Consider the following 14,237-nt stretch of genomic DNA (forward strand, 5'->3'; position numbering starts at 1 on the left):
CGCCGCGTCGATATCCTGACAGGGTGACCGCTGAGAGACCTCCCACGATCGCCGATGTCGCCGCTGTCGCAGGGGTCTCCCGGGGCACGGTCTCCCGCGTTCTCCGAGGAGGGGACCGAGTTTCCCTCACCGCCCAACGGGCCGTCCGCCAGGCCATCGACACTCTCGGCTACACCGGTAACGCCCACGCCCGGTCACTGTCGACCGGGCGCTCCGACTCCATCGCCTTCCTACTCAGCGAAACCGAAGAACGACTCTTCGCTGACCCGACCTTCTCGGTGCTGCTGCGCGGCTTAGCCAAAGCGCTCGCCCCCACCGACCTCGCCCTGACCCTGCTGATCGCCGGTGACGACGCAGGCCGGGAACGGGCCGCCCGTTTTCTCAGCGGGGGACACGTCGATGCGATCGTTCATGTTTCCGCCCACGAAAACGACCCCATCAGCGCCGATCTCGTCAGGTGTGATCGCCCCGTCGTGGTCTGCGGTCGTCCCCTCCAGGATCATCCTCGGTTCTGGGGTGTGCGGGCCGATGATTGCGGCGGCGCTCGACACGCGGTGCGACATCTCAAAGAACGCGGCTGCCGTCATATCGCCACCATCACCGGTGCATTGGACAGTGGTGGCGGCCAAGATCGACTTCGCGGCTATCTCCAAGAGGTGGGCGAGGACGTCCGGCCGGAATTGATCGTCCCCGGCGACTACACCGCCACCAGCGCGGTCACCGCAGTGGATCGGCTCCTCACTGAGGCCCCCGACCTGGATGGCCTTTTCGTCGGCAGCGACCTGATGGCCCGGGCAGCGCTGGTCCGGCTACGTGACCACGGGCGTCGCGTCCCGGAGCACGTCAAAGTCGTCGGATTCGACGATCTTGAAACGACCGTCAATGACGACGTCGGCTTGACTTCGGTGCGCCAACCCATTGAGCAGATCTGCACCGAGATCGTCCGAGCCGTGCACCGTGGCCGTGACGGCGAGGATCCCGTCGATGTCATCCTGCCGACCCGTCTGATCTGTCGATCCAGCAGCTGATTCCCTCTCCCGATGGGGGCAACCCCGATGGAGGGCGGTCCCGATGCAGGCGGTCAGCCAGAATCGGCGGTCAAAGCCGGTCCCGGTCGGGGTCGCTGGCCTGACGCCGACCGGGACCAGCAGCTCAGAGACGCACCCGCAGCGCTATGTCCACCGTGAACGGCTGCGGGGTCAACACCGACTCCGGTGCTGGACCCGGCCCGCAGGAACGAGATCCCAAGGGGTGCTGTGCCGCATCGACGTACATCCAGGTGGCACGACTCTCCGGCAGATCCACCGGGTGACCTGCCTGAGCTATTTCTGCGGCGGGGTGCTCATGCACCGACAGGCTCGGATGGACACCGTTGATCGCGGTGGTCACCACCGTCAATGCCCGCTCATCCCACGTGATGGTTGCGGTGCGCACCTCGGCTCGGCTGCCGCATTCCTGTGGCCGGGCCATCGGCGGATTGAAGGTGGCTAGGTCCATCACGTATCGACCCACGAGGGCGTCGTTCCCACTGTCTGGGTATCGCTCGTAGGGGCCTAAACCCAGCCATTCCACCCATCGGGCGTGGGGTGGTAGTCGCCACCGCATCCCGGCCCGGGCCCAGCTGCCCTTCCACCCCGGATCGGGGAGCGCCTCCACGCGGCAGACCAGCTGATCTGCACACCACTGGTATGTCGTAGTGACCTGCAGCCGATGTCGACGGGAGGGTGCCGCCACCACCGAAGACACGTGCATGGTGTCTTCGCCGACTCTGATGTCCACCAGCCGGGAGGACACCAGAGCCAGCTGTTCTTGTGCCCACAGGTCAGCAGGGGTCGGCAAGGACGGCGTCTGTGGGTGGGCACCGGTCGGGTCGCCAGGCAATCCAGGCTGCTCCCCGGCGAGCCGGTCGTTGTCGGTCGGGGCGCGCCACAGACACACCTCGGGGCCGTCGAGGGCCAACCCGTCCATACCGGTGAGTCGACCGGTCGAGGCGTCCCAACACAGCTCATGGCCGGGAGTGCGCCACACCAGAGTGCGGCCCTGCCGACGCGGTTGCCACCGAGTGGGCGCCGGTCGCGGCTGCGGGTTTTCCGCGAGTACCACCTGCCCGTGACCCAGCAGATGCCCCGCGCGAGCCCACGGGGTGTCGGCAGTGGTGGTGGCGGTCACCGTCAATGTCGCTACCCGAGGTTTGCCCGCAGGCAGTGATGCCAGATCCACGGGCACCACCACGCGCCGCCGGGCAGAGAGCAGAGGGACGTCGAGGCGGCCGTCAGCCACGACCACCCCGTCGTGCTCCACGCGCCACGGGAACTCCACCGCCGCAGTGGTCGACAGGTCAAACCGGTTTTCGACCAGCACGTCCACTGACCCGTCCTCGCCTCGACGAGGAGTGAGCCGGACCGGGCTGATCACGTGGGCGTAATCGGTCAGCGCTGGGCTGGGTCGCCCGTCGGAATGGCATAGTCCGTCGATCACGAAATTGCCGTCGTGGAGCTGCTCGCCGAAATCTCCGCCGTACCCGTAGAACGCTCGGCCGTCCCGATGGGTCAACAACCCGTGATCCCGCCACTCCCAGACAAACCCGCCGTGCAGCCGGGGATACCTGTCGAACAGTGCTTCATAGTCGGCGAGACCACCGGGGCCGGTGCCCATCGCGTGCGCATATTCGGTCAGCACACACGGGCGGGAGAAAATCCGGGCTGCCTCTTCGGCTCGGCCGTACACCAAAGGCCAGGCGCCTCGCCCCACCTGCTCGGTCTCGCGAAGCGTCGGATACATCCGGCCGTAGACGTCCACATACTCGCAGCTGAAATCGCGTTCGTAGTGGATGGGTCGTCCAGGGTCGCGCTCGCGAGTCCACTGGGCCATCTGCGCGAGATTGCGACCCATCCCGGCTTCGTTGCCCAGCGACCACATCACCACGCATGGGTGGTTCTTGTCCCGCTCCACGGTCCGGATCATCCGGTCGAGCAGGACGTCCTGCCAGGCAGGCTCGTCGCTGGGGTTGCCTTCCCATCCACACTCGTGAAAACCGTGAGTTTCCAGGTCGCACTCGTCGACGACCCACATCCCCAGCTCGTCACAGAGCTCCAGCACCCTAGGGTGCGGCGGGTAGTGCGACGTACGAATGGCGTTGATGTGGTGTCGTTTCATGGCGACCAGTTCGCGGCGGGTCTGCTCTGGGTCGTCGACCCGGCCCCAGGTAGGACTGATCTCGTGTCGGTTGACCCCGCGGAAACGGATGGGGGCGCCATTAACGGTGAACATGCCATCGACGATGGCGACGGTGCGGAACCCCACCCGCACGGTCACCTTCTCACCCTGGGCGGTGACATGCGCGTCGTACAACATGGGGTCTTCGGCGCTCCACGGCCGCACGAGCATCGTGATCGGGGCGACGTCCTGCGGACTGGCCCACACGTGATGCAGCCGCAATGCCGGGATGTCCACAGTGATGGGCCACGCCGATTCGTCAGCGTCGATCTGTGCGGTCACCGTGCCGGTCCGGCGTACGGCGTCGTAATCGCACTGCAGCCACAGATCGTTGAGGCATCCCTCGGGGCGGGAGAGCAGGGTGACGTCGCGGAAAATCCCGGGCAGCCACCACTGGTCTTGGTCTTCCAGATAACTGCCGGCCGACCACTGATGCACCCGCACCAGCAGGGTGTTGCGTCCTGGTGTCAGCGCAGCGGTGACGTCGAACTCTTGCACCAAACGGCTCCCGGTGCCGACGCCGATCTCGTTGCCGTTGAGCCATATCCGATAGCAAGACTCCACTCCATCGAATCTGAGCAGAGTGCGTCCCTGCGGCCAGGAGCGGGGAAGGTCAAAGACCCGGACGTGGTCTGCGGTGGGATTGTCATCTGGGACATGCGGCGGATCGATGGGGAAGGGGTAGGCCACGTTGGTGTAGATCGGAGCGCCGTGACCGTCCGTGGAGAGTACCCAGTGGGAGGGCACTGGCACGGTATCGACGGCCGCCGCGACAGCGGTATCCGGATCCGTGGGGCATGCGCGTGGGTCGGGATAGGTGCGCAGGGACCAGGTGCCGCTGAGGTCCACCGTCGGTGCCTCCGAGCGCAACCATGAGCGGGCCGGGGTGCGAGACCCACGGCCAGGCGAGATCTCGGTCAGGTAGTCGAGTTCGGTGACGACATCCGTGTCTGTGTGCTCGGGCACAACACCGATCGTACGTGATGATGCGCCTTGCCCCGATCGAGTCGTCTTGCGGGAGTAGATTCTTGTGTGCTCGCGCACACCGGCAATGTTGCCTGGGAGGTCTTTCGATGAAGACGTCGTGTCCAGCAGTCTTCACCCTCGCCCTCAGCGCAGTCATGGGGTAGCCCCCGGGGTGGTGACACCAGCCATTGCCTCGCCGAACACCGTGTACGTCGACTGCTCCGCCACCGACCCTGGCGTATGTATTTTGTGCTGGGCGGCCAGCCCACGTGGCGCTATGGCGACATCCGCTATTCTTCCTTCGCGACCTACCCACACCTGAGTGGCCAGGACAGCAGCAGCCACTGCGACAACCCACTCATCGCCAAGCGGACGTACGCCGCACCCACCCGCCCCACTTCGCCCACGGTGTTATCCCCACGTCCTGGATCACCACTGCTGAATGCTGGGCAGGTGCCCTTGATGATTCCGTGACACATTTGCTGCCGGATCGAATCCGCCAGGACATGCGCCAGGACACCTCGCTCTGGCACTGTGGACAGCATGGCGATGATGCTGCGCATACTGCTGGTGCTGGCTGTATCAAGCAGCCTGGTGGCGTGCGGCGGCGAGCCCGAAACCCACCAGGGCGCCCCGGCGCTCTCCCCATCGACCGCGACAACCACTGCTGACCCCAGCGCTTCCTCGTCTACCTCCGGACCGTCCTCAGCGAGCACCGCCAGTCAGCCGTCACCTGGACCGGGCAGCGCCTCCACCAGCGCACTCACTCGCCCTGGTACTCCTGACGCCCGCACCCCGAGCTCTCACCACGGCCGTGCGGTCGCCGCCGGACGAGGGCGCCGCGTGGAGCGCATCCCGGTCGCCAAGCTCCGGGCAGCATTCAGCCGCGCGATCCCGACGTCAACTCCGCTCGTGGCGTTCTGGAATGCGGAACGCACCGTCTTTTGCCGCCTCAGCAGCCACCGCGCCAGCTGCGAACTGCGCAGTGGGCGAGTCACTTCACCCACCTGCCCCGGTCAACCCGGGCCCACCTCCATCGGTCGGATCGACCTCGACCGAGCCCCCCGGCCGGTGTGCAACTCCGACAGCATCATCGACGCTGCCGTCAGCGCAGTCTTGCCCGACGGTCGGTGGACGACCGCCCCCGGTGGCGCCATCCGCTGCCTCGCCCGTAAACACGGCATCTCCTGCCTCGACGACACCATTCCCGCGGGGTTCACCCTCGCCCCATGGAAGATTCGCGTCGCTCCCTAAGCGCAGCGCAGCGCCGCCGCTACCTGCGAGGATGAAGGTATGCCCCGAGAGATCCTCGTCGTCGGAATCGCCACCGGCACCCTGGAACACCTGACCCTCGAAGCGGTCGACGCCCTCCGCCGTATCGACGTCGTCCTGGTCGCCGACAAACGCCAGGACACCGCCGACCTGACCGCGTGGCGCAGCGACGTCTGCGCGCGCGTTCGTGATGACGACGGGCCACGCGTCATCGCCGTGCCCGACCCCGATCGAGGACCAGACGCCACCCGCGACGCCACTGCCTATGCCACCGGGGTCCGCGACTGGCATCGGGCGCGCGTCGACGCCTACGAGGCCGTGTTGCGCGACCTGCCCGAGGACGACGTCATCGGTTTCCTTGTCTGGGGTGACCCGGCGTATTACGACTCCACCTTGCGCATCGTCGACGCCCTTGCCGAGCGAATCTCTCTGGACTGTCACGTCATTCCCGGGATCGGTGCCGTCTCCTTGCTCGCTGCTCGGCACCGCATCCACCTCAACCGCATCGGTCACCCCGTCCATATCACGACCGGTCGCAGACTCCTCCAGGAGTACGCCGCCCACGGCGCGGACCTCGGCGACATCGTCGTGATGCTCGACGGCTACCTACGCTGCACCGAACTCGCCGCCACCCACCCCGACCTGTGGATCTATTGGGGAGCCTATCTGGGGTCCGAGCGCGAGGAACTTCGATCCGGCCGCCTCGGCGATCTCGCCGACGAACTCCGCACCCTGCGCGCCGCCCTGAAGGAGAGCCACGGCTGGGTGATGGACACCTACCTGCTGCGACACCCTTGACCCGAGTGTCGGCCCGCTACATCCTGCAGCGGGCCGACACCTGATCACCGGACGGCGTTCAGCGTCCGACGCCGTCTTCCAGGTCGCCCTCCACCTCGAGGAAGACCTGCCGCAGCTGGTCCATCACCGCTGGATCGGGCTCCTCCCACAGACCACGTTCCGCGGCTTCATGGAGCCGCTCCACCATCGAATGCAACGCCCACGGGTTGGCGTCTCGCAAGAACTCCTGGTTGGTCTCGTCCAGGACGTATTCCTGCGCCAACGACTCGTACATCCAGTCTTGGACCACCCCGGCTGTCGCATCGAAACCAAACAGGTAATCCACTGTGGCCGCCATCTCGAAGGCGCCCTTATAGCCGTGCCGACGCATCGCCGACAACCATCGCGGATTGACCACCCGTGACCGGAACACCCGTGCCGTCTCCTCCGACAACGACCGGGTGCGCACCGCTTCAGGTGTTGTCGAATCACCCACGTACGCCGCCGGTTCGCTGCCGGTTAACGCCCGGACCGTGGCCACCATCCCACCGTGATACTGGAAATAGTCGTCACTGTCAGCGATGTCATGCTCACGGGTGTCGATGTTTTTGGCCGCCACTTGGATCCGGCGGAACGCCGTCTCCATGTCACCTCGTGCTGGCACCCCGTCCAGGTCACGGCCGTAGGCGTATCCACCCCAGGTGGCGTACACCTCAGCGATATCGGCGTCATCACGCCACGTCCCGGACTCCACCAACTGCAAGATCCCTGCGCCGTACGTCCCCGGTTTACTCCCGAAAATGCGGGTCGTCGCCCGTCGCCGATCACCATGCGACCCCGGCGCCGCCAGGTCCGCCTCCACATGCGCCCGCACGTAGTTGTCCTCCGGAGCTTCATCCAACCCCGCCACCAGGTGCACCGCATCGTCCAGTAAGGCAATGACGTGCGGGAACGCATCCCGGAAGAACCCGGAGATCCGCACCGTCACGTCGACTCGTGGCCGCCCCAACTCAGCCACCGGGACCACCTCCAACCGGGTAACGCGACGGGACGCCTCATCCCACACCGGCCGCACCCCCAGCAACGCCAACACCTCGGCGACATCGTCACCTGAGGTCCGCATCGCCGATGTGCCCCACACGGACAACCCCACACTGCGGGGATAGCTGCCGGTTTCCCGTAGATGACGGGCACATAGGTCATCCGCTAACGCTGACCCGGTATCCCAGGCCAACCGGGACGGGATGGCCTTCGGATCGACGGTGTAGAAATTGCGTCCGGTCGGCAGCACATTCACCAAACCCCGCAACGGCGATCCACTGGGACCGGCCGGGATATATCCGCCGTCCAAAGCATGCAAGACCGCATCGATTTCCCCGCAGGTCTGCACCAACCGGGGCACCACCTCACGGCAAGCAAATCGCAACGATGCCGCCACCGCCGCCGTATCGGCCCCGACCACCGCCTGACCCAACGCTGGATCTGCGGCCTGCGCACGCTCTAAAGCCGCGCAAACAAACCCGGTGAGATCACTGTCATCCCAGTCCCGCTCAGCCAAACCAGTGATCAACGACCGAGAGAATTCCTCAATATGGTCCAGCCGATGCTCGACATTCGACGGGACCGCCTCATCCAAGCCCAACGCCGTACGCAACCCCGGCACCGGCTCACTGCCGCCGGTAAACACCTGACGGGCACGCAGGATTGACAACACCAAATTCACCAGCGCCTCCCCCCGAGGCGCTGCACCCAAGATATGCAAACCATCACGGATTTGGGCGTCTTTGACTTCGCACAACCAGCCGTCGATATGCATCACGAACTCATCGAATGCCTCCGCATCCTCCACTGACATGTCCTGCACGCCCAAGTCCTGATGCAACTTCGCTGCCTGGATCAACGTCCAAATCTGGGCACGCAGCGCTGGAGCCTTCGCCGGGTCCATCACCGAGACATTGCCGTATTCGTCCAACAACTGCTCCAACCGAGCGATGTCGCCGTAACTCTCGGCGCGCGCCATGGGCGGGACTAAGTGGTCGACGATGGTGGCGTGGGCACGCCGCTTGGCTTGGGCACCCTCACCGGGGTCGTTGACCAGGAAGGGATAGATCACCGGGGTGTTGCCCAAGGCCGCGTCCGGTCCACAACTGGGGGAGAGCGCCAAGGTTTTGCCGGGCAACCATTCGAGATTGCCGTGCTTGCCGACATGCACGACAGCGTGCGCTCCGAAGGCCTCTTCAATCCACCGGTACGTCGCCAGATAGTGGTGGGTCGGGGCCAGATCCGGGTCGTGATAAATCGCGATGGGGTTCTCTCCAAAACCGCGCGGCGGTTGCACGAGGACCACCACGTTCCCGGCCCGCAGCGTCGCCGACACGATCTGCCCGTCCGGGTCAGCCGCTAGCGCTGCCGGAGAACGATCAACGAAAAGATCACCCGGTGCCTGCCCCCAGGCTTGGACGACGTCAGCGCGCAACTCTTCCGGCAGTTCAGCAAACCATTGGCGGTAGGTCGTGGCGTCAATCCGCACTGGCTGTCCGGCGAGTTGATCACTGGTCAACCAGTCCTCGTCCTGTCCGCCAGCGGAGATCAGCGCGTGGATCAGGTCATTGCCGGCGCGGGTGTCAGGGTCCACCGGCTCCTGATCCTTCGGCACCGGCTCGGCATAGGCAGACTCGTCAAGACCGGGAATCTCTCCAGGCGCTCCCACGTCGTACCCAGCGTCCCGCATCGCTCGCAGCAACCTGACCAGCGAGACGGGAGTGTCCAAGCCGACGGCATTGCCGATCCGGGAGTGCTTGGTCGGGTACGCCGACAAGACCACCGCGATACGCCGCTGAGCGGGCGGGACGTGGCGCAGCCGGGCATACCCCAGAGCGATTCCAGCGACCCGGGCACAGCGTTCCGGGTCGGCGACGTACCGTGGCAAGCCCTCACTGTCGATTTCCTTGAATGAGAACGCCACTGAGATGATCCGACCATCGAATTCTGGGACGGCGACCTGCGAGGCGACATCTAGCGGACTCATCCCGTCGTCAGCGCCCTCCCACGACCCGCGATCCCAGGTGAGACACATCGCCTGGATCACCGGGACGTCCAAGGCAGCCAGTGCACGCACATCCCACCCTTCGTCGTCCCCACCGGCCTGTGCCGTAGCTGGGGCTGTCCCGCCAGCGGCTAACACCGTGGTGATCAACGCGTCATATTCCCCGAGGTGCGCCAATAAATCAGCAGAAGCGCCACGCAGGGAGGTCACAAAAATAGGGACGCCCCTCCCACCGGCGTCGTCGACCGCGTCAGCCAACGCCTGAACATAAGTGTGATTCCCGGCGGTGTATTGCGCACGGTAGAAAAGAATGCCGATGCGAGGTCGGGTGGGACATCCCGTCCGGTCGACCACCTCAGGCGGCACCGGCCCAGGCGCGGGCCGATCCAACACGCCCCACACGGGGGGCGCCGTCGGAGGCGCAAAACCTTCCCCCGTGAGCAGCAACGTGTCCGAGAGGAAAGCGTGCAACTCACGGAGATTGTCGGGACCGCCGTACGCCAGGTAGCGGTGCGCTTCGGCCACGACACCAGCAGGCACCGTCGACAGCTCCATCAGTGCCGCATCCGGGGTCTGCTCACCGCCCAGGACGATCATCCTGGTGCCTGGCCGGACCCGCAATGCCCGGAAACCTTCGCACAGATCCTGCGGCCCGCCGAGGATGCGTACGACGACCACGTCGGCCGCTTCCCACACCTCTTTCATGGCGCTGTGAGCCGGGCGCTCGGGGTCCGGTCCCGGCCGGGTGGGATTGGCGTAGACATAATCTGCGCCACTCGCCCGGGCGGACAGCAGGTCAGTGTCGGACGTGGACAGCAACGCGATGCGCGTCATGGGTGCTCCTTCGGGGTGCTCCGCCCCTGGGTCGGGCCTGGCGCCACCGCCCGGCAGGGTGATGGTCGGACAAGCGAGGGAGGTCACGTCGGGCCGAGTTCCTGACTCGCCCCTGTCTATCCGGCACGCAGCCGAACATGCGGGGGTTCACAGTGGCGGGACCGTCCCGGGTTCACACCGGGTTCCTCGGACGACGACGCCGCGCGTCACGCTACCTGGTCGGGAGGGGAGGGAACGACGTACAGGTCGGTGCGCGGTGGCGCTGAGGGCTGGGCGGGAGACGTGCCTGAACGGTTAGGGTGGACGGCGCTGGTTCCCGTGTTCTCGGGTGACCCGCCGCGCGACCCCTCTCACGCGGCGGGTCACCTGAGGACAACGGGGCCGTCGGAGGGGACCGGCGTGGTCCTCGGGGCTGCTCGGGCAGCCTGATGCGGGTGGCCGTTCAGGATGACGTCGGCAGCAGTCATCGGGGATTCAGATCGCCGAAAGCGGCTGGTGCTGTCCCCCCGCGGTGGCGAGCAGACCCTGACGACGCGCCAGTACGACGTACCACCCGGTGCGTCGGGCCCGCCGATTGGGAGGTCCGTCCTCATGTCGCCCGTAGTTCCTGCGCATCCGATGATGCCCGAGTCGCTGTCGCCCCAGGCGACGCCGCACGAGGTGCCGGTGGATCGGTGTCCTGGATTGGTGCGTCCCTACCGATCGAACGACGGGATGCTGGTCCGGTTGCGCACCGGTGGCCGACCGATCTCGGTATCGACATTGGCCGAGTTGATTTCGTTGGCAGAAGAATTCGGCGACGGGACCGTGCAGCTGACCAGCCGAGGTGCCGTGCAGCTGCGCGGCGTGGTCAACCCCCTACCCGCAGCTTTAGTCGACCGGATCGGCGCCACCGGGATCATCCCGTCGCCATCCCACGAATTAGTCCGAAACATCGTCGTCTCCCCGCTCTCCGGGATTGATGGCGCCGGCCACGCCGACGTGCGCGACGTGGCTGCGGCGTACGACGAAGCCCTCCAAGCTGACCCCGACCTGGCAGCGCTGCCCGGACGTTTCCTCGTCGTCGTCGATGACGGACGAGGCGATGTCCTCGGTGAACAATTCGACCTGGCCTACCAGGCCCACGGCCCAGACCACGGCGTGGTCTACGCCGGTGACATCCGCCACGGATGGGCGGTTCAAGCAGATCACGCCGCACCAGCGATGATCGCTCTGGCGCGGGCCTTCCTCGTGGCTCGAGCGGCGATCGACCCGGCCCCGTGGCATGTGCGGGAACTTCCACTGCCGCTGCCCGCACCACTTCCCGGCGCCACCGAAACCAACCGTCACGTGGTGACCCGACGCCCGAGCCTGGGCGCAGTCGTCAGCGCAGAGGGCGCAGTGGCCACGATGGTGGGGGTGCCCTTGGGGCTGCTCACCCGGGGCATGTTCATGGCGGTAGCGCAGGTCGCTGTGGAAGCCCACTGCGGCGACGTGATCGTGACACCGTGGCGCAGCCTGGTCATCCCCAAGGTGAGCGGCCGCTTGTTAGACCTGGAACAGGCCGGACTAGTGACTGACGAGATGTCCGCCTGGGCCCGAGTCGCCGCCTGCACCGGCGCACCAGGATGCGCTCGCGCGGACCTGGATACTCGCGCTTTCGCCCGCGAGTTGGTTTCCAAAATCGATGGAGACGGCCGGACCGTTTATATCAGTGCGTGCGAGCGCCGCTGCGGTGCACCCAGCGGGGACTATGTGGATTTGGTCCGTCCGGTGTCGGTGGATGCGGCGATCGCTGTGACGAGGACCCCGCGGTGACCAGCGGCGGGGTTGTCGGTGCTGGCGGGCAGCCGGTGTGGGGTCCTGGGCTGGTGCGCTCCGACGTGCCGGCGCAGGCACCCTCGTCTCGGTATGACTACTGCCGTGAGGGCCGGGAGATCTATGAGCGGTCATTCGGGATGATCCGGGATGAGGCCCGACTGGAACGTTTTCCGGAAGGGGCCCGCACGGTGGCGGTGCGGATGATCCACGCAGCTGGGGATGTGGATCTGGTCGAGGACTTGGCTTTCCATCCTCATGTGGTGTCGGCGGCGCGTGGCGCATTAGCTGCGGGCGCGCCGATTTTCGTGGATTCGCATATGGTCGCGGCGGGGATCACCCGGGCCCGGTTACCGCGGGATAACGACGTGGTGTGCACATTGCGTGATCCTCGGGTGGCGGAGTTGGCCCAGCGGTGGGGGACGACGCGGGCGGCGGCAGCGGTGTCCTTGTGGGGCCCGCGATTGGCGGGTGCGGTGGTGGCCGTAGGCAACGCCCCGACGGCGTTGTTTCATGTATTGGAGCAGATCGCTGACGGGGGGCCGACCCCAGCGGCCATTGTGGGGATTCCAGTGGGCTTTGTCGGGTCCGCGGAGAGCAAGGTGGCGTTGGCTGCCAATCCCTACGGTGTGCCGTGGTTGGTGGTACACGGTCGTCGGGGCGGATCGGCGATGGCGGCGTCTGCAGTGAACGCTTTGGCGAGGTCGGAGGAGATCCTGTGAGTGTGGCCAGTCGTGGCGAGCAGGAAGGCGCGGTGATGCGTCCGGGGCGGCTGTGGGGTGTGGGCGTCGGTCCGGGTGATCCGGAGCTGGTGACGGTCAAGGCGGCTCGGCTCATCGCCGAGGCCGATGTGGTGGCTTTCCATTCCGGCCCGTCGGGGCGGAGCGGTGCTCGGGCGATTGCGGCGCCGTACCTGCGCGGGGATCAGGTGGAGGAGTTGATGATCTATCCGGTGACGACCGGGACGACAGATCATCCTGGGGGCTATTACGGCGCGATCGAGGAGTTCTACGATGCGTGGGCGCATCGGATCGGGGAGCACCTGGATGCGGGGCGAGATGTGGTGGTGCTCGCTGAGGGTGATCCGATGTTTTACGGGTCGTACATGTATCTGCATGATCGGTTGGCTGCGCGATGTGAAGCGACGGTGGTCCCCGGGGTGACGGGGATTGCCGGGTCGACGGCGGCGTTGGCGAAGGGGTTGTGCCGCCATGAGGATGTGGTGACGATCCTGCCGGGGACGTTGCCGGTGCCGGAGTTGGCGCGCCGGTTAGCAGATACTGATGCGGCGGTGGTGATGAAACTGGGGCGCACGTTCCCCGGGGTTGTTGAGGCGTTGCGTCAGGCAGGACGGTTGGATGACGCCTGGTATGTCGAGTTTGCCTCCCGTCAGGCGCAGCGGGTGGCACCGGTGCGTGAGGTGGACCCGGCAGGGGTGCCATATATGTCGATGGTGGTGATGGTCGGTCGGGATGTGCGCGCGGATGCGGCGGGCCGGGCCGCTCAAGCCGCAGCATTGGCTGCTGAGCAGCTCACCGCGCAGGCGGTGCCTACTCCGGCGGAGCTCGTGGTGGTGGGATTGGGCCCAGGGCCGGATCAGTGGCTCACCCCGGAGGTATCGGCCGCTTTGTCACAGGTCGAGCACGTCGTGGGTTATGCGCCGTACGTCGACCGGGTGCCGCAGCGGGTGGGTTTGCAGCGACATGCATCGGGTAACACCGTGGAGGTTGACCGGGCTCGGTTGGCGTTGGATTTGGCCTTGCGGGGGGAACGCGTCGCGGTGGTCTCCGGCGGGGACGCCGGGGTGTTTGGGATGGCCTCAGCGGTCTTCGAAGCAGCTTGCGGGTCAGCTGAAGACGGGACGCCGTACGCCGTGGTGCCAGTGCGGGTGTTGCCAGGGGTGACAGCGGCGCAGGCGGTCGCGGCGCGGGCTGGCGCTCCGTTGGGTGGAGATTTTGCGGTGCTCTCGTTGTCAGATCGGCTCAAGCCCTGGGAGGTCGTTGCCCAGCGGTTGCGGGCGGTGTCGCGCGCCGATCTGGTGGTGGCGATCTACAATCCGGCGTCGCGCAGTCGAACGGAGCAGATCAGTGCAGCCCGGGACATCTTGCTGGCGGAGCGAGGCCCGGAGGCCGTTGTGGTCGTTGGTCGGGATGTGGGGCGGGCTGAGGAGTCGTTGACGGTGACGACGCTCGGTGAGTTGGATCCCCAGACGATCGACATGAAATGTCTGCTCATCGTGGGGTCGAGGGGCACCTCGGTGGATGCGGCTGGTCGAGTGTGGACCGCCCGTTATGTCCCGCAGGAGTAACGAGCTGCGTGCGGTGAGCGT

Annotated in this window: 9 protein-coding genes and 1 riboswitch; of the genes, 6 read left to right on the forward strand and 3 right to left on the reverse strand. The window is 66.3% G+C overall.

Going from position 1 to position 14,237, the window contains the following annotated elements; translation table 11 throughout:
- Window positions 1–23 precede the first annotated feature (23 nt).
- Window positions 24–1,028, forward strand: coding sequence for a LacI family DNA-binding transcriptional regulator (locus KEM60_RS10475; protein WP_219107519.1), 1,005 nt, complete (start codon window positions 24–26; stop codon window positions 1,026–1,028).
- Window positions 1,029–1,152: 124 nt separating this feature from the next.
- Here the strand turns inward: KEM60_RS10475 and KEM60_RS10480 are convergent, their stop codons facing one another.
- Together KEM60_RS10480 and KEM60_RS10485 are read right to left on the reverse strand one after the other, a co-directional pair.
- Window positions 1,153–4,182, reverse strand: a complete 3,030-nt coding sequence (locus KEM60_RS10480) for a glycoside hydrolase family 2 TIM barrel-domain containing protein (protein WP_219107520.1) — start codon at window positions 4,180–4,182, stop codon at window positions 1,153–1,155.
- 308 nt (window positions 4,183–4,490) lie between these two features.
- Complete coding sequence (locus KEM60_RS10485; RefSeq protein ID WP_219107521.1) at window positions 4,491–4,727, reverse strand: hypothetical protein; 237 nt, start codon at window positions 4,725–4,727, stop codon at window positions 4,491–4,493.
- A gap of 7 nt (window positions 4,728–4,734) precedes the next feature.
- Here KEM60_RS10485 and KEM60_RS10490 point away from each other — a divergent pair, with 7 nt between their 5' ends.
- Both KEM60_RS10490 and cobF read left to right on the forward strand, forming a co-directional pair.
- Complete coding sequence (locus tag KEM60_RS10490; RefSeq protein ID WP_219107522.1) at window positions 4,735–5,436, forward strand: hypothetical protein; 702 nt, start codon at window positions 4,735–4,737, stop codon at window positions 5,434–5,436.
- A gap of 39 nt (window positions 5,437–5,475) precedes the next feature.
- Window positions 5,476–6,252, forward strand: coding sequence for a precorrin-6A synthase (deacetylating) (cobF, locus tag KEM60_RS10495; RefSeq protein WP_219107523.1), 777 nt, complete (start codon window positions 5,476–5,478; stop codon window positions 6,250–6,252).
- A 58-nt stretch (window positions 6,253–6,310) separates the two neighbouring features.
- On the opposite strand, the gene cobN is transcribed toward cobF, so the two are convergent.
- The gene (cobN, locus tag KEM60_RS10500) at window positions 6,311–10,111 is read right to left on the reverse strand and encodes a cobaltochelatase subunit CobN (protein ID WP_219107524.1); all 3,801 of its coding nucleotides are present in this window, start codon (window positions 10,109–10,111) and stop codon (window positions 6,311–6,313) included.
- 95 nt (window positions 10,112–10,206) lie between these two features.
- Window positions 10,207–10,299, reverse strand: a riboswitch (cobalamin riboswitch).
- Window positions 10,300–10,702: 403 nt separating this feature from the next.
- Between cobN and KEM60_RS10505 the strand changes: the two genes are divergently transcribed.
- The 3 genes from KEM60_RS10505 (at window position 10,703) to KEM60_RS10515 (ending at window position 14,216) form a co-directional block, all read left to right on the forward strand.
- A complete protein-coding gene (locus KEM60_RS10505; protein ID WP_219107525.1) occupies window positions 10,703–11,908 on the forward strand; it encodes a precorrin-3B synthase in 1,206 nt (401 codons plus the stop codon).
- Between the two features lie 65 nt (window positions 11,909–11,973).
- Entirely contained in the window at window positions 11,974–12,630 is a 657-nt protein-coding gene (locus tag KEM60_RS10510; protein WP_219107592.1) for a precorrin-8X methylmutase, read from the forward strand.
- 35 nt (window positions 12,631–12,665) lie between these two features.
- Complete coding sequence (locus KEM60_RS10515) at window positions 12,666–14,216, forward strand: precorrin-2 C(20)-methyltransferase (protein WP_219107593.1); 1,551 nt, start codon at window positions 12,666–12,668, stop codon at window positions 14,214–14,216.
- The last annotated feature ends 21 nt before the right edge of the window (window positions 14,217–14,237 follow it).

Origin of the sequence: Austwickia sp. TVS 96-490-7B, from assembly GCF_019331795.1 — a bacterium.
Taxonomy (GTDB): Bacteria; Actinomycetota; Actinomycetes; order Actinomycetales; family Dermatophilaceae; genus Austwickia.

Bases quoted from the DNA above. Each gene is read 5' to 3' on its own strand.
- KEM60_RS10515 (WP_219107593.1), top strand. From the start codon at position 12,666: ATGCGTCCGGGGCGGCTGTGGGGTGTGGGCGTCGGTCCGGGTGATCCG.
- cobF (WP_219107523.1), top strand. From the start codon at position 5,476: ATGCCCCGAGAGATCCTCGTCGTCGGAATCGCCACCGGCACCCTGGAA.
- KEM60_RS10505 (WP_219107525.1), top strand. From the start codon at position 10,703: ATGTCGCCCGTAGTTCCTGCGCATCCGATGATGCCCGAGTCGCTGTCG.
- cobN (WP_219107524.1), bottom strand. From the start codon at position 10,111: ATGACGCGCATCGCGTTGCTGTCCACGTCCGACACTGACCTGCTGTCC.
- KEM60_RS10490 (WP_219107522.1), top strand. From the start codon at position 4,735: ATGCTGCGCATACTGCTGGTGCTGGCTGTATCAAGCAGCCTGGTGGCG.
- KEM60_RS10485 (WP_219107521.1), bottom strand. From the start codon at position 4,727: ATGCTGTCCACAGTGCCAGAGCGAGGTGTCCTGGCGCATGTCCTGGCG.